This window comes from Virgibacillus flavescens (assembly GCF_050574275.1).
GTDB lineage: Bacteria > Bacillota > Bacilli > Bacillales > Amphibacillaceae > Virgibacillus_F > Virgibacillus_F flavescens.
The window spans coordinates 3,236,672-3,255,304 of sequence record NZ_CP192260.1; the positions used below are offsets into that span (position 1 = coordinate 3,236,672).

Sequence of the window (18,633 nt, forward strand, 5' to 3'; positions counted from 1 at the left end):
GTGGTGTATGTTGTGTGCAAGTTCGACAGTACCCGCCTATTATTATTTCATTAACGCTAATGAACCCATCGGATCCCAAGGCTTAAGCGTCTTTGGCTCCTGTTCCCATGCCTGCTTCAGTTCGTCTGACAGGTATTTCTTATGAACGACAACTTGGTAGGTATAGGCATCCATCCATTCATCACTCATCACGAAGTAGCCTTTTTTACCGACTTTCTCGCCCCAGCTGTTTTCGACTTTCCATCTATTAGACTTGCCATCTAGCAGATTCACGCCAGTCAGCACCATCGCATGTGTCAGCAAGCCGTCATTATAATCAAGACGTTCTGACTTTGACATATCCATTGAAAATCCGAACGCCTTGTCATAATCAAACAGCGAAGTGTCCATAATTCCGTCTTTTCGATTGGAGTCCTGACCAACGTCACAGCCAAACCAGACGCTCTCGTTATCCTTGATCTGTTTAGCCGCAAGTTCTTTCAGTGTATCCATCTCGACGTTCAGATACTTGATTGGTGTCCCGCCAACCACATTGCCAAGATGCTGTACTGTATAAGTTTTCCCGTATGGCTTATCTTCCGTTGGCGCATTGATCACACTCACGTAATTATTGAGTTCAAGACCCACATATTTTGCATAAAAAGACTGCGGCGTCATACCTTCCTCACGGTGGAAAACTTTATCTTCGTCCCGGTATTCAAAATCGAACGTCTCTGGCGGCTCGCCTAATGCGTAAGCTAACATGGTATACACTTCAGAAAGCATCCCCTGCTTAACTTCCTGCAAAGCAGCAGCATCTTTACCTTCTCCATGCAATGTACGAAGCGTAATCGCATCTTTACGGAGTTTCGCGTTCAACAGGTTGTTTAGCTCACCGGATTTACTGCTGTGGAACGTTTCCGGCATCACTTGCTTTGGCACGACACCATACTTCTCGATCAGCGAAACAAGCATATCCCATTGCCCGCCATCTTGTTGCGGTGTAGTCAAAATCCAGGAAACCAATCGGCCGTCACGCGGCTCATCGGCAGTTTCCAGGATATTTTCATAAAAGTAATTGGCCTTCTCAAACTTATCCCAGAAATTCATATGGTTTTGCGAAAGCTCAAAGTCCTTCCATTTAAACAGATCATTTACTTTGTGTGTGAACGTATTCAGCCCTGCGAACATCCAGCAGCGCCCGCTTTGCTCTTGATTCGTTACTTTTCCCGTTTGAATTTCTTCAGAAAAAACATGGTTCATCGCAACCGCGGAATCCCTGTTTTCAATTGATGCCTGTATCCCATTTTTCATTATTGCGTTCTTAATCACTTGATTTTGCGGATTCTCAACTATTTTATGAGAAAATTTATCTACCATACCCGCAGCAATTTCTTTTGTCATATGTATCTCTCCTTCATTAACGGTATCTCCTTTATTGTATTCCTAATTAATTGAAAACACAAAAATTTTTGTTTATAAAAGTGAAATTATCCTCAACCTAAATCCATGACCCACTATCCTATTAATGCTACAATATACTAAGGAGTTTAATCATTCTCTTATGTATCATTACTATTAAGGAGTGGATAGCATGACAAATAACCAATTAGACACAATCAAGAACGGAAAAGGATTTATCGCAGCACTTGATCAAAGTGGTGGCAGCACACCAAAAGCATTAGAGCTTTATGGTGTTAAAGAAGATGCTTATTCAAGTGAAGAAGAAATGTACGACCTTGTTCATCAAATGAGAACGCGTATTACGACTTCAGCAAGCTTTGACGCTGAATATATTTTGGGCGCTATTCTGTTTGAACAAACAATGGACAGCAAAATCGAAGGCCAATATACTGCAGATTATTTATGGGATAAGAAAGGCATTGTTCCATTCTTAAAAGTTGATAAAGGACTGGCAGATGAGGAAGACGGCGTTCAGGTAATGAAACCGAATCCTGGTCTTGATGCGTTATTAAAACGTGCGAATGAAAGACATATCTTCGGAACAAAAATGCGTTCTGTCATTAAAGAAGCAAACGCTGAAGGTATTAAAAAAGTTGTTGAACAGCAATTTGAAACAGGTAAACAAATTCTTGCAGCTGGCTTAGTTCCAATCATTGAGCCAGAAGTAGATATTCACAGTAAGGACAAAGAAAAGTCCGAAGCAATTTTAAAAGAAGAAATTCTTAAGCAGCTGGATGCATTGGACGAGAACCAAAACGTAATGTTAAAAGTTACGATTCCAACTGTAGATAACTTCTATAAAGAACTAATTGATCATCCAAAAGTAGTGAGAGTTGTTGCACTTTCTGGTGGATACCCACGCGAGGAAGCTATTGAAAAATTAGCAGCTAATCACGGTTTGATCGCGAGCTTCTCAAGAGCATTATCAGAAGGTCTTAATGCAAATCAATCTGACCATGAATTTAACGCTGTTATCGGAGAGTCTATCAAAAAAATCTACGACGCTTCACTAACGTAAGTTAAATAAAATCATCAGGCACTGCGTAGGGATTCCTACGCAGTGCTTTTTTTGTACCTATATGCTTATGTAGTTGATATCAGTCTGCTTATAAATCGACTGAAAATTACTAAAAAAACATGTTAAACTAAAAAAAGACTTATTAGAAGGAAAGGAAGAACATAAGATGAACAAAAACATATCATTCCATTATTCGGCAAATTTAGCTCAAACTGATTACGCATACGCTAGTCGTGTACCTTCAGGAATGGACTTGCTGTACTTGGCAGGTTCCTGCCCACTTGACAAAGACGGAAAAATTCTTCATCCAAACAATTATAGGCTACAAGCTGAAACCTGTGTTGATAATTTGAAAGAAGCCTTAAGCGTAAGTGGCGCCACATTGAATGATGTTGCATATACTAGAGTTTTGGTCGCATCACAGGATCGTTCAGATCTGGTAGCTGCCTGGGAGACAATTAGAAGTATGTTTGGTGAACACGATGTGCCAAGCACCTTATCTGGCGTGACAGTATTAGGATATCCGGATCAATTAGTGGAAATCGAAGCCGTGGCTGCTATCGAAGCTGTATCTAAGTGAATTTTGGGAACGGAGACTCTATCAAAAAAATCAACGACGCTTCACTAACTTAAGCTCAGCAAATAATTAAGACACTGCGTTATGAATGCATACGCAGTGCCTTTTTTGTGAAATATCCAGTTATTGAATCGGCATAAAGGAAACATTCCAGATTCCGTCTTGATCTTTTGTCATGGAAAAATGGCTCTTCTCTCTTGTTAAACTTTCGTACTCTATCAGGCCAATAAACCCGTCTTTTTCTTCCGGTTCGATAAATGTGCCATTTTGTATTCCTCCAAAAATCTCCATTAGTTGTTCTTTAGTTGGATGGTCCTTACTATTTAGAATTTCTTCTTTGGGGATTTTCACAACATCTTCTCGATCTGTATACAGCTCATATACAACCTCTAACTTCTGATCGAGAGAAGCCTGCACATAAATTTTCGCAATACTGACAGGTGATAAATCTTTAATATACACTTCACTTAATTCTTCTTTTAAATGATTATAAGCAACGGTTTCTTTATCGGTCAGTTCGAATTCTGGGGCAGTTTGTTTTTCAATAGCTTCACCAGCTGGTTCATCTTTTTCCTTTTCTTCATCTACATGTACAGAAGGATTCTTCATCGTTCCATCACGGTATTGCGCGTATTTATCTTCCTCCGATAAATCAACGAATAGTCCCTCATCCGTAACTTGAATAAGTTCGTTTATTTTTTTCACTTCCCCGTCAATGGTAATGGTTACAATACTTCTGACAAGCGGTGGCCCGCCATCGTCACTGCTGACTTTCTTAATCTCAAAATCCGTGACCTGATAATTTATTTGTTTTAAATAGTTTATTTTCTCCATGAATTTTTCTTTCGCTTCTGCTCGTGTCAACGTGGTTCCCCCATCGTAATGTTCATCGTATATAAGTAAATAGTTAAATGCTTCCTCATAATTTTCATTTATTAACGCTGTATAATACTTTTCAACACTTTGTTTAGGATCGTCAAAAGAATACCCACCCAGACTTTCAGTTGAATCGCCTGTTCGCTCTTGTGTCATGTTACTAAATTGGGATAATGACAAGATTGCAAATAGGATACATGCGGCTGCAAAAACAAAATAGTATTTCTTGTGAAAGGAAGCCAGTTTTCGAGTGGAAGTTTTTTGTCCCATTTCACTATTGAGTTTTAGAAGAACCTGTCTATTTTCCTCATCAGTCAACTTAAGCTTATGATTCATTGATATAAATTCATTATCAAATTCATTTGTTTCTTCATATCGTTTCATGACCATACCCCTCCTTTTCCAATTCTTTTCGTAAAGCTTTCATCCCTCTGAATAATGTAATTTTAACTTTGTTTTCTGACCAGCCAAGAATACGAGCGGATTCACTAATCGAAAACTCTTTGATCTTCCTTAGGATAATCACATCTCGATATGTTCGCTTTATGTTCCTTAAAGCGCTATGTATATCTCGTTCAGCTTCATTTAACGCCATTAGTTGCTCTGGATTTTTATCTGTTGCTTTTATCAATGATGGTGAATCAATAAAATAGGCAATCGGCTTTTTCTTTCTGATATAATCAATGGTTAGATTTCGTGCGATTCGAAACAGCCAGCTTCTAGCATTTTCCCCGTCAAAGGACTCCAGTTTGTCATAGGCACGCAGGAAAGTATCCTGTAAAATATCCTTTGCCTGATCACGGTCACCAATCATTAATAAAATATATCTGTATAAATCATTACTGTACGCGTGATACCACTTATTCACTTTCTCTTTCCTTAACCCCTGATCCAAATACCTCAGCTCCTTTCCTGAATTTTTCTTATAACCTAACAACGGATGAAACATATAAAAGTTACACATAAAGTGGAAAAAAGCGCCTCGATGACTAACGGGTTTCGTTACCTATCGCAAAACTTGAAATTACACTGTCAATTGTACTTAAAATTGCATAACGAATTGCACCATATTTTGTAGTAACAATTGTAATTGTAATTGAAAATATCTCAGTTCAGTGAACTGAGATTTTCTCCTATTTATTTTCAATTGCTTATTCAATTAAAGCACCAGTTAGTTGAATAAGATTTTTCTATTTTTATTTATTCAAGCTCATACTTATAGAACTTTTTATCAACCTGTAACACTGGAAAATTCTCAGGCAAATCATTAAGATCTATACTTATAAATCCACTTTTTTCATAAAATCTATGTGCCGCTAAAAATTGCGGAGTAGTTCCAAGAAACACTGCTTTGATTGGACGTTCTTTTACCCATTTAATTGCAGTATTTAATAAAAGACTTGCAGTTTTATATGTTGCTCCTCGATATTCTTTATTTACAAACATCTTCCTTAATGCTACTTGATTATTCCCTATGTCTAATAGACTGATTGTACCAACTACATTTTTATCATAAAGAGCAACCCAAAAGTTACCATTACCCGTCTGATAATACTCTTCTATGGTAAATAAATCGGGCTGGTCATCCTTCGATATCGAAATATTGTATTCCTCTTGTTGAATTTGAAGAATTAAATCTACAACTTGAGCTTGATTCTCATAAGAGTATTCTTTCACAATAGGACTGTTGTTCATAAATTTACACCGCCAAAATAATATTTTTACTAACTGTTTTGTTTTCATTGTACTACAAAAAACCTTTTTAAATTTTGTTCTTAAACTAACCTGCGTCGTTAGTTTAAGTACGATTCTTCACAAACTCTGTATATTCACATCTATATATTTGTATACTATTTTCATGTTATCTATAAGAGTAGGTTAAGGTTTCCTTAATATAATTTATCATCTGTCTTTTGAAAGGGGTAGCGCTAGGAAAATACGGATTTAAAACGTTAAGCATATTTCTAAGACAGTTACCCGATTTGTTACGTTAAGAAAGGTCTTTGAGTAAGAACTAACAATTTCTTTTGTAATCTCTTACTTCAACCCAGTATATGGATTAATCTTTGCTAAGAATCTGGTTGGAATAATCGCCCCTGTGAACCCAATTAAAATTGGAATGAGAGCTGTGACTAACGTAAACAAAAAATCATTTCCTGATAATTTTCCATAAATAAACAAAATTAATAGCAATGACAGGAATATACCTATAATCCCGCCTAATAAACCAATGACCATACCTTCTAGAAGAATCAATCCTTTCAGTGATGAACGCTGCCATCCTAACGCCATTAAAAGTGAAAATTCCTTCTTTCTTTCCACAACATTTTGCCACGTAATCTCTGTTGAAGTCAACGTGGCGATAATACAGGCGATCCCAATTGCAATATAATGGTTATGGCCAATCTTCATTACTAAAAACTCACCTAACCATGTACTGTTCATTACTCCTTGCAATCGAAATGTGATGAACAGGAAAAAGGACATGAGCGCCGTTGGGAAAGCAATCGCTAGGATAGATAGTAAATTTCGCTGAAACTTTCCAAAAACGTGATTTAGCACCATTTTTACGAGGTTGTTTGATTTAAAGAATCGTTTACCTTTTGTTGATGATTCTCCAGTATGAATCGTTTCATAAGGTGTTATCTGTTGTATCATTCTCCTGGAAATTAAAGCGCCAATAAAATGAATGGAAACTACTATCAAGCTTGCTCTTAGCAGTTTGATAAGTGAGACATCATGTCCCATTTCATACGATATTCCAGATGTGCCCCAGATAAGTATTACTGATATCCCACTCAAAATTCCAGCTTCTATTAAGATTAGTAGGAAAAGATCTCTTGTTTTCCATCCTAATGAAAGTAGAATGGCAAATTCCTTTTTCCTTGCTAACGTAGAAACGAGATTTGTAGCTATGATAAAAATGATCGCTACAGCAACTACGGAAGCGATGATACCCGAAAAACCCATTGCCGTTTCTTTAAAAATCGTGTAGGCGGACCCAAAGTGAATCCACGTTTGCTCCATCCATCCCATATCATGCTCATTTCCTTGTACATGGATTAGAACCGGTTGGGGAGAGGATCCTTTTGTAATATCCGTTTCTAACCCTGTCTCCTTCTCAATCTTAGCAGCTACAGCCTTTATTTTTTTCTGGCTGTTCTCATTGATATCTTGTACATCTGCTACTCTAATGCGGATGGCAGATACCGGCTTTTTATCTCCTATTAACGCTGCGGCTTTTATTGTCGTAATCAATGTCGGTGCTTCCGTCAACAAACCCACTGGTGTACCTGATGATGTGATCTTTTCAGGAGGATTGATTGGATTATTTTCTCCGTCCAGTACAAACTTTGCACTGGGTGGGCGATACGTTTCCATTGGCAGTTCGGATAGCGGGTCCTTTGAAATCCGAAGTTGAGAAGAATCAAAGAAGCCGAGAATATTATAATTAATGGTAACCCGCACTTTTACAGGAAGGGCATTAAGCTTACGGAATGTGTTATTCGGAAAATTCCCTTCTGCCTTTCCATTCAGGTGCTGCTCCTTAACTTGAAAACCATATTTCCATCTTTCTTTAAATGGACTCTTCGTATTGTGATAGTTAATTGGGCTTGTCTTATAAAACATCACCGTTTTAGGTACAAATGAACCGATCGTATTGGATAGTTGTTCACCAGAAAAGGGATTAATACCTTCCGTGTCACTGAATACAATGTCTGTCATTTGCTCTCCTGAAGCAGCATATGAAAATACTTGCGTTTTCGGAACCTTCTCGAGATAGGAAGTCCTTTCATCTTTATTCATAGACCGCAGTTTTTGAATTTCTTTAGCAGAGATATTAACTTTCTCTACTTTACTCTGATACTTCATATTGTTAATAGGTTCTGGATTGATAAGCAAAGGGATTGTATACTTTCCATTTGATCCAAAAGCGTCATCTTCGTTAGTGAAGTACTGGTTATCCCCAAATTCAGCTAGTGCTTCATCAAGCCCCACCAACTTTGCTTCCTCGGCAGGATCAACGCCGACAAGTAGTTGGGTGGAATTACTGTATAATCCATTTCTTAATGGGTTTGCATTTAAACGCTTATTGATATAATAATCGTTTCCAACAGTAAAATAAGTATTTGTTTGATAGCTATTGTCTAGGGATTTAATATCTGTTTTTTTATATATACCTGGTTTCGTAACAGCATTTTCAACATTTTTATTATACTGGATGCTCAACCCTGTGTAACCAATCATGGCTATTGGCGCAGCGACGTCTATTCCATCCATTTGTTTAATTTGTTCGTATTGCTCCATGCTGATGCCGCTTTGAATATTGCTCAAGAAATTCGGTTCCAATAGTTCTTTTTCCTTAATTATTGGTGACAGACTATTAGGTGGTCGAACCAGAATATCGTATGTAGTACTCCAGCTTTTTTGCAGGGTATTTACAACCGTTCCTTTATTTGTTTCTGAAATGTTAAAGAGAAAACTGAGTCCGCAGCTCACTGTAAGTACCCCAATTAATAAGAGGATTAATCGTTCTTTTTGACGCAACCATGTTTTTAATATGAACTTTATCATTTAGTAGCACTCCCCGATAAAATGACGCCATCTTTCATTCATTCGATAGGCTCTACTTGCGATACCAACCTCATGCGTCACCAATAATATTCCAACGTAAGCGAGAAAGGATTTCAAAAATTAATATCCTTTTTGGAATGTATATATTTTAACATAAGTATTCAGAATAATTTGTAAATAAGTTAAAATTAATATTCGAATTTCGATTTATTGATAAATTAAGTTTTTTAACGGACATAATTAAAAAGAAATTGTTTGTAGAAAAAATCTCAGTTCAATGAACTGAGATTTTTCTTATATTTATTTTCAACGATTCTTCATTAAAACTACTCTTATGGCATTGAATTTGTAATAAACTCAATTGCAATCGCGAAAATACCTAGGATGATAGACAACAAAGTTGAACTAAATATAAGTCTTTTACTTAAAATAGTAAATTTATCGGCATTAACAAATATACGATATATAAAATAAATCAAAATACCTAAGATTATTGAACCAATCCAACTAAATAAACCTACATCTGTAATCAGTTGTTTCCAATTAAAGACCCAAAAATAAAGAATGAATAGATGAATTATGAACAATGGTACTGTTATAACTGTTAATATTGTTTTTAACACAATCGTTCCCCTTTTCCCCAATATTGTATTTTCCATAATGTTGTAAATCCGCATTTTCCATTTAAGTCGTTAAACCCTATCGTACCAGCGATTTTTCCTTTATATAAGATAGCAAATGACTTTGGACAACCACCATTTTCTACACACCCTTTAGTCTAGCCTTTATGTTGTTATTGACAGAATCTTCAACACTCTCTATATAATCAACCACTCTTTTAAATATGGTTTTGAATCAATTGTTAAATTGTAAAATTCCTCTGCATCATCTTCATTAAATAACATTCATCAATTTTGTGTGTTAGGAAATATTTTCTCCTCCTCGTCATTATCTTTCACTATCCAAACACGTTAGTTCAATATAATTATTTCAAATAGTAATATTTTTACAATGCTTTTATTCAACTATCCTGCTGCGTTAGTTTAAGTACATTTCTTCACAAAGTCTGTAATTATTTTAACACAAATATTCAGAATACCTTGTAAAATCACGCAAATAAATAATTAATGGTTAATTTTCGTCGACAAAATGTACAGGAAATTGCTTTCTAATTTGCCACTAAAAATGTAAGGGCACAATAACCGATGTATCCTTACATTTCAGCCTACAATTTGGTGGTCATTTTAGCTTACATTTTTAATGTTTGCGATAGGTAACGGAACCCTTTACTCGATGACGACCCCATCCCTCCCATTATTTAAGCTGCTTTTTATCAAGTTTACCTAACGCTGTATACGGCAGATCATCAACGAGTTCAATTTCTCTAGGCAGCTGGTATCTGGCGACTCTTGAACGCAACCATTCCATTATCTCATTTTCTGTAAGACTGGCATTTTCCACCGGTACTACAAATGCTTTTAATCGCTGTCCAAACTTTTCATCGTTAATTCCAATAATAGCCACATCTTCAATGAAGGAATGCTTCATTAACACGTTTTCCACTTCTGCCGGATAAACATTTTCCCCACCTGAAATGATCATCTCGTCCGTTCGTCCGCATAAAAAATAATAGCCATTGTTGTCCTGATATCCTAAATCACCGGTTTCCATCCAAGCACTATTACGATCACGCATTGACCAGCTATTTTTAATGCAAAACTGCCCTGCTTCTCCAGTTTCAACCTCATTCATGTCACGATCCAGAACCTTTAATTGCATTCCATTTATCTTTCTGCCAACCGTAGAGGTGGAATACAGCAGATCTTGCGGTGTTGCGATGAAATTCAGACCCGCTTCAGAAGTTCCGTACAAATTGTACAAGACATTTCCTAATTCTTTATACGTTTTTTCTGTAAGTTTTGCAGAAAGCTTCGCACCACCAGATGCGATACAGACGAGTGATTTCAAATCCTGGGCATTCGTTCGCAGCATTTCCTGCAGCATGAGAGGGACAACTGTGACCACTTCCGCTTGATGATCCCGGATTAACCCACATGCCCTTTTTGCATGAAACCCGCTACTAATAACTGCTTTTTTTCCTAGTGGAATGAATAAAAGAAAGACTGCTAATCCATAACCATGATAAATAGGCGTAGCTATGTAGGCAGTCCGATGGTTTAATAGCTTTAATCGCATAACAAATGCGATAAATGGATCTAAGTAGTTAAATAGCGAGGGTTTATGCGCAGCTTTTTTAGAAAAACCTGTCGTGCCGCTTGTTTGGAGGATAATCTTGCTTGCAGATGATCTCGGTAATGGTTGTGTATCCTTGGCAGGTGATAACAGAAAATTATTGATAGCTGGTAATGACTCATGATAACTCAAGATCGTATCATTAGTGTAACTGGATTGTTCCACAAAAGTACTGAGTTCCGCATCGTATATGACTAGGTCAAACTGGTAGCGGTCCACTAATTCATTAAATTGAATTTTGCTCATTTCAGGATTTAACAAATAGACATCTGCGCCTAGTCGCGACACAGCAAAAATTGCTTTGATAAACGACGCATGATTTTTACACAAAAAACCAACATGTTTTCCCGGTTTAAGCCGCTTGTTTTCACGCAGGCATCTAGCGAGCTTGTTGGACTGGGCTAAAAGTTGCTCGTACGTCAATGTTTCGTGGTCATCTACTACCGCTACCTCGGTGGGATATTTCTTTCCAGCAAAATGCAGCAGCACCATCAGGTTAATTCCGCATGTGAACACAGCTTCCATTAATCGATATAGCCCTGCTGGAGAAAGTAATTTTATTTTATATAAGATATAGATAAGCTTGAATACCTTCATGATTACTTCCTCCTGTCAGGTGATATGCCTCCCAAACTTCTGAGAAATACGGATGCCAGCTGGCCAAATAGCAACCACCACGGCTGGTATTTTTTCCTGTGCGTGTACATGGACTTGCAAATAACTCTGGTAACATGTTCAGGTGACATAGCAGGCATGTTGTGATATGCCGCGGTTGGCTGGATCATAGGTGTTTTTACTAACGGCAGATAGAGGGATGTTGTTGCGATTCCTGCCCGCTTTAATTCAGGTGAAATTGATCGGAGCCACACATCAAATGCGGTCTTTGATGCCTGATACGCAGCAAAGTATGGAAGAGGTGCCAGTAATGCATTTATCGTCGATATATTAATGATGTGACCCTGATTCTTTTCTAAAATTGGAATCGTTGATAACAGTAATTGAACAGGAGCAAAATAATTGATAGCCATCGTTCGCGTGAAATCATGATAACGATCAAGCGAATCATAGATAGATCGATTAATGGAAAGACCTGCATTACTGACTACAATATCCAAACCATCTGGTAACGCATGGAGATTTTTTAATAGCTCCTCCATTTCTGCTTCGTTTCTAAGGTCAGCTTGAAAAATAGTTACGTTTGCAGCTTTCCGCTCTATCTCATTTTTTATCTCTACAAGCTTGTCTCCGCTTCTAGCAATTAATATTAAATGGCAATTAATAGTTGCTAACTGAAGAGCTAATTGCGCGCCAATCCCCGAACTTGCACCGGTTATCAGAATCGATTTCCCATTAAGGTGGTCACGTAGCTTTCTTTTATTTAAGTTGGCAGGTAAAAATAAACACGATTCCACAAGACTGTAATTTCGCATGTATACACCTATTTCTTTTCAGATGAATTATGAAGAAGCTTGGTACGTTACGATAAACGGTGTCCAAATCCTTGATAGTATGGATTCGTCTTCTACCATAAATTATTCTTATCTAATATTTTAAAGTGGATGCCCAGATTAGCAGGTAAAGTGGAGCAATTAAACAAATACTTAAAAGAACAATACCAACAGAAAACAGCAAACTTGTCTCCATTCCAACAGAACTTCTAAGAAACGCTTCATTAAGAAAAATAAAAGTTATGGAGCCAAGGTATTGAATTACTAAAAGAACTTTTTTAACCTTTAAAAATTGTATTTTTTTATTCTTCTCTGTTAGATTAATATAGTTCAACTTTTCAGGTTTTCTGACAAGCAGTTGAACCAGAAGCCAAATTAAAATACTTATTATCGGCATTACAAACAAAAAGTATTTGGATCCACAATTATCAGCCTCTCCATTACTAAAATGAATAGCAATTTGACTTGGTATATCTGGCCAAAGATAAAATAAATGGAAGCCATGATAAAAAATAATAGAAGCTGAGATTAGTATAAGCGTTAATTTTAAAGGCTTAATTTTCATATTAACTTTTTACACTACCCTTCTTTCTATTTTATAGGTATGTTATCACGAACAGTTAACGTATCGATCAGTTCATCCATTTTGATTGCAGCTTGCAGATTCTTTGTACGTTACAAAAAACGGTATCATCAAAAACCCAACGAATAATATTAAAAGTCCTATACCGAGAGTCACAATACTGCTAGAGAAAGGTGAAAGAAAGTTTAAAAATATTGACATTGGTAAAATAGTAAGCGAACCAACTGTAATCCTGCCAAGGAACGTTATCCTATGTGTTGTACCACAATTTTCACAAGTAATCGGTTTGTATTTCCACCATACGGATTTATAGATTTTATTTCGGCTAAATTGAACATTGCATTCCTCGCATGTTTGCAAAAAAATACCCCTTTGCAGTTTGTTTTCGATTACAACTGAAATTACTGATTTATTTCTTATCCCTATTTTTTAGCAAAAAAAAGATTAGTTGATATGCCAGAACTCCACCAACCATCCAAAAGAACCATTGCTGCCATTCAAATTCACCTGTCTTAAAACCTTTTACGATAAATACGATAGTAAACCCCGTTAAAATGCCAAGCAACGTATAGAGTAAAGATTTAAAACTCACCTTCATTAAATTCACACCTTTATGTTGTCATATTAGATTTAGTTTTCACAATGATGGAGGGCTATCTGGAAGTGTGTTTGCAAGAATAATATATATTAGTAAATTAACGGGTATAAAAATAAAGAGCAGTCTCACCCCAAAAGAAGATATTCCAAAGTACTCAGCTATCCCTCCACAAACTCCAGCAATTGACTTATCTTTTGATGATTTCCTTAGTTTCTTATTCACTGCAATTCCCCATTTCAATCACAAGTCTAATTTTCAATCACAATTTCACCTTCACCATTTGGGATTTCGAATCCATTCAAGTAAGAAGTTAAAAGTTCTTCGGTTATAGGAAAGGCATTCGCATCAAACCGCTTGTTTCGTATTCGAAGCCGTTCGCGTAAAATATCAGGATTAACTTTCATATAAATAAGTTTCCATTTACCGCCGGACTTTTCAATAAGCTGTTTATACCGGTCCCGTCGTACACGATCCCAAAAACTGAAGTCAATTACTACTTGCCGTTTATCTTGAATCAAACGTATTAATTGGTTGCGCAGCTTATTTTCTGCAATTTCCTTGTATTCCTCCATCTTTTCCATTGGGAAATCAATCCCATAGCGACCATTCGTTGCCCAGATTTCCTCATCGATAGATAGACGCACAAAACCTTCTTCTTCTAATACTTGGGAAAATGTAGTCTTCCCAGCCCCTGCCACCCCACACATCATTACCACTAGAGGAGTGATATCATCACGCTCACGGTAAATTAAGTCAAAGTTGAAGTCTTTGAACATTGGACACTCCCCCATTTTTAATTCAATTTCCCTCATTAGAAGTAGCTATTCTTTTTTTTACAAAATAAGCAATAGCCATCGATACTGGCGGAACAAATGGAGCAAGCCGCAGCCAACCAAGGAAGTAAAATAAGGCTGTTAAAAAGGCGATTCCAGAGAAAAACAGTACCATTTGAGAATTCTTCTTCCATCCATACACATAAACTATTATTGAGATTACTAGTATAATTAAAGCGAATACTTCCCAGTCCAACTTCTTCACCTCCAGTGAAACGAATATGATAATGTTCTGCTCTGTTTAAGTTGAATACATAAAACTCATTCTCAATTTTCGACTTTTGAAACAGTCACTACACGAAACACAAAGAAGGCAAATCCGCCCAGTCCAATAATTCCTAAAAGCATCAGAATTTCATATTCCTCTGAAAAAACCATTCCAGTTATAAATAAACCAAAAAATATAATTGCCAAAACAAAGTTTAATAAGATGTTATTTTTCATTTACAATAACTCCTTTTTCAATTAATCCGTTAGTTATGACAATTTCATAATCTCTTTCATATTTTAACACATATTGATCTGAATATTTCATGAATTTTCAATCACTCGTAGGTATACTATCTCACGACCATTAAAAATGCTCATAGCAAAAAAAGCTTGGAAATAATCTGAGCTCTTTTGACGATGTAACTAATTAACTTTTTTGGCTAACGCACCCGTTCATTCAAGGTTATTTCTCCGCCCATATATTTACATATAAGTTTGTAACTGTCACTTCAATTTTTCTTTCTTCTTCAGAATCGAGCAAAGGATCGTCTGCGAACTCCAAATTAAAGCCAAACTCTTCGGCATCACTTGAATCTTCGGAAGGACTTAATTGATACGTGTCACCACTATACACAGCTTTTGCTCTGGCTTGGAATTCACTTATTAAACTATCCTTACTATATTTGTATTCCAAACCCGAGACTAATGTTGCACCACCTAAACTATAATCTCCCTTTGACGTAAACAATAATTCATATTCATTTGTATTATGCTCGATTACCTTCGACACGTAAATTTGGTTTTCTCCATCATTAAAAAGCACTTTTTCTTTGTTGCTTTTCAAATTATTTAAATCAATCTCAATTGTATGTTCTCCATCAACAGGCTGAGCATTATTGTAATAATCTTCAATATTAGTGGTAAAATAATTTATTCCCTGTGTCCGTAGATTGTATGATTCCACTGCTAGAGGTACAAGTACAGCACCAAGAACTATTATTGTCGCTGCAATATATACCGTGTTTAGATTTAATAATCGTTTCATTAAATCCCTCCGATTTAAATTGTATGGTTAACATATCAGCTTATAATCATCGATATCCATAAGTATCTCCCTCATCTAAATTTAGGATATTATTATTTATGGACAGTTCACTATTATTTTCCCAACACTATTTCTCAATTATCTCGATTACTTCAGCCAAACTTTTTTCCGCCATTGAGTTAAGACGTAATTCATAACTTTCAAATGCTAAAAATTCTGTTACTGGGTTTGGCACAATCACACACTTTATCCCAGCAGTTACCGCGGCTTTGCATCCATTTAAAGAATCTTCGAAAGCTAGTGCTTCTGAAGGACTGATATGTAAGTCACTAATTGCTTTTAAATACAAGTCAGGTGCTGGTTTTACTCTACTATCATCTTGTGTGATAATTACTTGAAAATAATGAAGCAAATCCAGGGTTTCTAAATAAGTAGTAACCCACTCTCTACGTGAGCTTGAAGCTATAGCAATTTTATATCCAGCATTCCTAGATTCTTCCAAATAATTCCTAACCCCTTCCCGCGCCTGAGGTTTTTCATCTTTATCGTATGTAAACTTTTTGTCCTAGCTTCAATTTCTCCAAGATCGCAATCTTCACCAAGTTTCTCTTTAAAAATTTCATGAAGTACAGTATCATCTGTCCCAATGCATGCAGCAAATTGTTCGAGTGTTAAATCAGCCTTATAAAAGCTCATTGTTTCCTTATAAGCTTCATACCAAACCGTCTCCGTATCTATAATTAAACCATCAAAGTCAAAAATTATTGCTTTTATCAAAACTTTTACACCCTCTTTTCCCTTGAACTATACATATAGAACAGGAGATTATTAAAGCATCTCAATAATTTTTTCAACCATCTCAGGATGTTTTTCTGTGGACATTAATCGCAATTTCAGTTCATGATCACCTGCACCAGAGTAAACGATTTGCCCATCCGGTAATAAAGCTAAATAATAAACGGATTTTGTCGTTTGGTTATCTAAATCCTGTTGGGTAAAGAATGATAATATATATGAACCTTCTTCCCCTAATTTTAATTCGATTTCATTTGTCTGCTGGCCATTAGGAGCTTTCACCGGAACAGAATTAAGTAAATCAATGATTTTGTTTATCTTCTCCTCATCCCATATCTTTTTTAATTCGACCTCTCCTTCATTATTACCTATTCTCTTTTTTACAAATATCTGCGAATACGTATTATCAGGAATTAAATTATCGGAACCCCCAAAATTACAGCCACTACAAAGTAAGATTACTATGATTATGCATATGAATTGTTTAATCTTGTTATTAATTTTTTCCCCTCCTGAATTGATTACCTTTTTTTTTTTCGTGTTAGATTTCAATATGTTGCAGGAACCGCCCTCTCGGTACCAATACAATCAGGTTACTTAAAATGAGCTGAATAATTTTGGGAAAACAAAAATGAGAAATAGGATACTCATAAGAGTTATGTATTTATCTCGATCAACACCTTGTCTCAATTCCCATATACCAAGCGTAACTAAATAAAGACCAGCCATTAGAAAAACTAAAAATATTAATTCGATGATGCATCCCTCCTTTTACAACTTTGTGGAGTCCCATTTATCTATTTGGCTTTAAAAGTCTTAAAACCATATCTGTCCCAAAGAAGACTACTAAACCAGAAAGTAACAAAAGCAAGGAATGAGAAATGAAAGTATTGTTGGAAAGCAACTCATAAATTGAACTAAATAAAAGAACTCCACTCCAGAAAATGAAAACACATTTACAAGCAATGTTTGCATTTTTTTGACTGTCAGCATGGTTATCACTTTTAAAAAACATGGATTTATCGCTCCTCTCTTACATCTACAACTACTTAAATCAGCTCAAAGCCTTTCCAGACACTATGTGCCAATGAAGGTGTTTTGAATCCGGATATTCACCCGGGTTCTAAACTCTTGCACCCTTTAGATTAATAATCAGGAAATAAAATTCAAAGAATATGTAACACAGTTCCAATGTTTTGAACCAATTTTTCTTTTACCCTTCCATCCTTTTTTCTGTAATTCTTTTGCAATCAGTATATTAAAGAATCCGTGTCCCACTAATACCACTGAATGATAGTTACCAGCGTAATCAATTAATTCTTGAGATGCTTGTTGGGCCCTTAATTTAGAGTTGCTCCAGGACTCACAACCTTTAGAATATCCACTAAACCACAGGATCCGTAAAATAAATGCCCAATTACTCGGTTTTGCTTTCACGTCCAATAACTTTATTGACCCAGTAGGCAATTCAACTTCTCGGAATACCGGATTACTAACTGCTTTTACTTTTGGATTTAACAATTTCGCTGAATCAATAGACCTTCTTAAATCACTGGTAATCACAATTTTAGCTGCTGCTATTTTTTCAAGCGTTTCGGGAGGATATAAAGATTCTTCAAACACACCATAACGATTATATTTTTCAGTCCACTGCTTAAACTCTGAACTAGTTAATTTCTTGTTTTCAATTAGTTGTGATTTTCCATGTCTGATCAATGATATTTCCATTGCAATCTCCTTGAGTTAAGTTTTACTCTAATGTCTTATACTATAAAGCTACCTATTATTTTGGCAGGTCTCGCCTTCTATCTGCACCTTTAATGATCTCATCAATCCTATTTATGACTTCTTAAAAATTGCATTTGAACAACGCTTTTTTAATTCTGCCAGAAATAAAGATTTATCTTTAGGCGATATTTTCACAACTCCAAAACCAGTTTTATAGGTTATTATTATCCCGTCTTTAGACGACAAGATTCTATATCCAGCCAATAATCCTCCAATTGTTAAGGTTAGTGACTCCACTTGTGTAATTGCTTCGTATCGGATCCGGCTTCGAAATACCCCTCCTCTAATATACAAATAATCGTTACGTAATTCATATTTGATATAGAACGTAGCCCAAATAATTATCCCTACTGTAATGAACAAAAGAAAGAACGATAAAATCAGATCAAAAAAAGAACGCGATTCATAAGAGAAAATTACAGGAATTAAAAATACAGCCATTACTATTAAGATAGAAAATAAGATGATAGTCATAAAAGTCTTGTCTCTCTTAACTCCAAATGACATCTAATAACACCTCAATTTTTGAAATTGTAAATTGTAATGTGAATGAGTCATTTTTCTGAAACTCCTTAAATTTTAATATACATT

The 18,633-nt window shown here is 36.0% G+C and carries 21 protein-coding genes and 1 pseudogene; 2 read left to right on the forward strand and 20 right to left on the reverse strand.

Features of this window, described 5'->3' with window-relative positions; all coding sequences use genetic code 11:
• Window positions 1–42 precede the first annotated feature (42 nt).
• A complete protein-coding gene (locus VBD025_RS16320; protein ID WP_430787388.1) occupies window positions 43–1,383 on the reverse strand; it encodes an aminopeptidase C in 1,341 nt (446 codons plus the stop codon).
• Window positions 1,384–1,573: 190 nt separating this feature from the next.
• Here VBD025_RS16320 and VBD025_RS16325 point away from each other — a divergent pair, with 190 nt between their 5' ends.
• Window positions 1,574–2,461, forward strand: coding sequence for a fructose bisphosphate aldolase (locus VBD025_RS16325; RefSeq protein ID WP_430787390.1), 888 nt, complete (start codon window positions 1,574–1,576; stop codon window positions 2,459–2,461).
• Window positions 2,462–2,627: 166 nt separating this feature from the next.
• Entirely contained in the window at window positions 2,628–3,041 is a 414-nt protein-coding gene (locus VBD025_RS16330) for a RidA family protein (RefSeq protein WP_430787392.1), read from the forward strand.
• Between the two features lie 120 nt (window positions 3,042–3,161).
• On the opposite strand, the gene VBD025_RS16335 is transcribed toward VBD025_RS16330, so the two are convergent.
• From VBD025_RS16335 to VBD025_RS16425, 19 genes and pseudogenes are all read right to left on the reverse strand, one after another.
• Window positions 3,162–4,298 carry a hypothetical protein gene (locus VBD025_RS16335; protein WP_430787394.1) on the reverse strand — a complete coding sequence of 379 codons (1,137 nt, stop codon included), beginning with the start codon at window positions 4,296–4,298 and terminating at the stop codon, window positions 3,162–3,164.
• Window positions 4,285–4,809, reverse strand: coding sequence for an RNA polymerase sigma factor (locus VBD025_RS16340; protein WP_430787396.1), 525 nt, complete (start codon window positions 4,807–4,809; stop codon window positions 4,285–4,287). The genes VBD025_RS16335 and VBD025_RS16340 overlap by 14 nt, the downstream gene beginning before the upstream one ends.
• Before the next feature lie 305 nt (window positions 4,810–5,114).
• Complete coding sequence (locus tag VBD025_RS16345; protein WP_430791464.1) at window positions 5,115–5,609, reverse strand: GNAT family N-acetyltransferase; 495 nt, start codon at window positions 5,607–5,609, stop codon at window positions 5,115–5,117.
• Window positions 5,610–5,951: 342 nt separating this feature from the next.
• Window positions 5,952–8,489, reverse strand: coding sequence for an FtsX-like permease family protein (locus tag VBD025_RS16350; protein ID WP_430787398.1), 2,538 nt, complete (start codon window positions 8,487–8,489; stop codon window positions 5,952–5,954).
• A gap of 332 nt (window positions 8,490–8,821) precedes the next feature.
• Window positions 8,822–9,166 carry a hypothetical protein gene (locus tag VBD025_RS16355; protein WP_430787400.1) on the reverse strand — a complete coding sequence of 115 codons (345 nt, stop codon included), beginning with the start codon at window positions 9,164–9,166 and terminating at the stop codon, window positions 8,822–8,824.
• Between the two features lie 637 nt (window positions 9,167–9,803).
• Entirely contained in the window at window positions 9,804–11,339 is a 1,536-nt protein-coding gene (locus VBD025_RS16360; RefSeq protein ID WP_430787402.1) for an AMP-binding protein, read from the reverse strand.
• Window positions 11,340–11,341: 2 nt separating this feature from the next.
• A complete protein-coding gene (locus VBD025_RS16365; RefSeq protein WP_430787404.1) occupies window positions 11,342–12,172 on the reverse strand; it encodes an SDR family NAD(P)-dependent oxidoreductase in 831 nt (276 codons plus the stop codon).
• A 112-nt stretch (window positions 12,173–12,284) separates the two neighbouring features.
• Entirely contained in the window at window positions 12,285–12,755 is a 471-nt protein-coding gene (locus tag VBD025_RS16370) for a DUF1648 domain-containing protein (RefSeq protein ID WP_430787406.1), read from the reverse strand.
• A 72-nt stretch (window positions 12,756–12,827) separates the two neighbouring features.
• Window positions 12,828–13,133, reverse strand: a complete 306-nt coding sequence (locus tag VBD025_RS16375; protein WP_430787408.1) for a TIGR04104 family putative zinc finger protein — start codon at window positions 13,131–13,133, stop codon at window positions 12,828–12,830.
• A 49-nt stretch (window positions 13,134–13,182) separates the two neighbouring features.
• Window positions 13,183–13,371 carry a hypothetical protein gene (locus VBD025_RS16380; RefSeq protein ID WP_430787410.1) on the reverse strand — a complete coding sequence of 63 codons (189 nt, stop codon included), beginning with the start codon at window positions 13,369–13,371 and terminating at the stop codon, window positions 13,183–13,185.
• Window positions 13,372–13,410: 39 nt separating this feature from the next.
• On the reverse strand, window positions 13,411–13,593 hold the full coding sequence (locus VBD025_RS16385; protein ID WP_430787412.1) for a PspC domain-containing protein: 183 nt from the start codon (window positions 13,591–13,593) through the stop codon (window positions 13,411–13,413).
• A 26-nt stretch (window positions 13,594–13,619) separates the two neighbouring features.
• A complete protein-coding gene (locus tag VBD025_RS16390) occupies window positions 13,620–14,147 on the reverse strand; it encodes an AAA family ATPase (RefSeq protein ID WP_430787414.1) in 528 nt (175 codons plus the stop codon).
• Between the two features lie 22 nt (window positions 14,148–14,169).
• Complete coding sequence (locus VBD025_RS16395) at window positions 14,170–14,400, reverse strand: hypothetical protein (protein WP_430787416.1); 231 nt, start codon at window positions 14,398–14,400, stop codon at window positions 14,170–14,172.
• A 71-nt stretch (window positions 14,401–14,471) separates the two neighbouring features.
• Window positions 14,472–14,648 carry a hypothetical protein gene (locus tag VBD025_RS16400; RefSeq protein ID WP_430787418.1) on the reverse strand — a complete coding sequence of 59 codons (177 nt, stop codon included), beginning with the start codon at window positions 14,646–14,648 and terminating at the stop codon, window positions 14,472–14,474.
• Between the two features lie 229 nt (window positions 14,649–14,877).
• On the reverse strand, window positions 14,878–15,459 hold the full coding sequence (locus VBD025_RS16405; protein WP_430787420.1) for a hypothetical protein: 582 nt from the start codon (window positions 15,457–15,459) through the stop codon (window positions 14,878–14,880).
• Between the two features lie 127 nt (window positions 15,460–15,586).
• A pseudogene (locus VBD025_RS16410) lies at window positions 15,587–16,236 on the reverse strand (HAD family hydrolase).
• A 51-nt stretch (window positions 16,237–16,287) separates the two neighbouring features.
• Window positions 16,288–16,806 (reverse strand): hypothetical protein, encoded by a 519-nt coding sequence (locus VBD025_RS16415; RefSeq protein ID WP_430787422.1) that lies wholly within the window; start codon window positions 16,804–16,806, stop codon window positions 16,288–16,290.
• Between the two features lie 600 nt (window positions 16,807–17,406).
• Window positions 17,407–17,982 carry a phosphoglycerate mutase family protein gene (locus VBD025_RS16420; protein ID WP_430787424.1) on the reverse strand — a complete coding sequence of 192 codons (576 nt, stop codon included), beginning with the start codon at window positions 17,980–17,982 and terminating at the stop codon, window positions 17,407–17,409.
• A 111-nt stretch (window positions 17,983–18,093) separates the two neighbouring features.
• Window positions 18,094–18,549 carry a PH domain-containing protein gene (locus VBD025_RS16425; RefSeq protein WP_430787426.1) on the reverse strand — a complete coding sequence of 152 codons (456 nt, stop codon included), beginning with the start codon at window positions 18,547–18,549 and terminating at the stop codon, window positions 18,094–18,096.
• Window positions 18,550–18,633: the final 84 nt, after the last annotated feature.

What these genes read in the sequence shown, in the direction of transcription:
- VBD025_RS16320 (WP_430787388.1), bottom strand. Translation starts at nt 1,383, where the DNA reads ATGACAAAAGAAATTGCTGCGGGTATGGTAGATAAATTTTCTCATAAA.
- VBD025_RS16325 (WP_430787390.1), top strand. Translation starts at nt 1,574, where the DNA reads ATGACAAATAACCAATTAGACACAATCAAGAACGGAAAAGGATTTATC.
- VBD025_RS16330 (WP_430787392.1), top strand. Translation starts at nt 2,628, where the DNA reads ATGAACAAAAACATATCATTCCATTATTCGGCAAATTTAGCTCAAACT.
- VBD025_RS16335 (WP_430787394.1), bottom strand. Translation starts at nt 4,298, where the DNA reads ATGAAACGATATGAAGAAACAAATGAATTTGATAATGAATTTATATCA.
- VBD025_RS16345 (WP_430791464.1), bottom strand. Translation starts at nt 5,609, where the DNA reads ATGAACAACAGTCCTATTGTGAAAGAATACTCTTATGAGAATCAAGCT.
- VBD025_RS16350 (WP_430787398.1), bottom strand. Translation starts at nt 8,489, where the DNA reads ATGATAAAGTTCATATTAAAAACATGGTTGCGTCAAAAAGAACGATTA.
- VBD025_RS16355 (WP_430787400.1), bottom strand. Translation starts at nt 9,166, where the DNA reads ATGCGGATTTACAACATTATGGAAAATACAATATTGGGGAAAAGGGGA.
- VBD025_RS16360 (WP_430787402.1), bottom strand. Translation starts at nt 11,339, where the DNA reads ATGAAGGTATTCAAGCTTATCTATATCTTATATAAAATAAAATTACTT.
- VBD025_RS16365 (WP_430787404.1), bottom strand. Translation starts at nt 12,172, where the DNA reads ATGCGAAATTACAGTCTTGTGGAATCGTGTTTATTTTTACCTGCCAAC.
- VBD025_RS16370 (WP_430787406.1), bottom strand. Translation starts at nt 12,755, where the DNA reads ATGAAAATTAAGCCTTTAAAATTAACGCTTATACTAATCTCAGCTTCT.
- VBD025_RS16380 (WP_430787410.1), bottom strand. Translation starts at nt 13,371, where the DNA reads ATGAAGGTGAGTTTTAAATCTTTACTCTATACGTTGCTTGGCATTTTA.
- VBD025_RS16390 (WP_430787414.1), bottom strand. Translation starts at nt 14,147, where the DNA reads ATGTTCAAAGACTTCAACTTTGACTTAATTTACCGTGAGCGTGATGAT.
- VBD025_RS16400 (WP_430787418.1), bottom strand. Translation starts at nt 14,648, where the DNA reads ATGAAAAATAACATCTTATTAAACTTTGTTTTGGCAATTATATTTTTT.
- VBD025_RS16405 (WP_430787420.1), bottom strand. Translation starts at nt 15,459, where the DNA reads ATGAAACGATTATTAAATCTAAACACGGTATATATTGCAGCGACAATA.
- VBD025_RS16420 (WP_430787424.1), bottom strand. Translation starts at nt 17,982, where the DNA reads ATGGAAATATCATTGATCAGACATGGAAAATCACAACTAATTGAAAAC.
- VBD025_RS16425 (WP_430787426.1), bottom strand. Translation starts at nt 18,549, where the DNA reads ATGTCATTTGGAGTTAAGAGAGACAAGACTTTTATGACTATCATCTTA.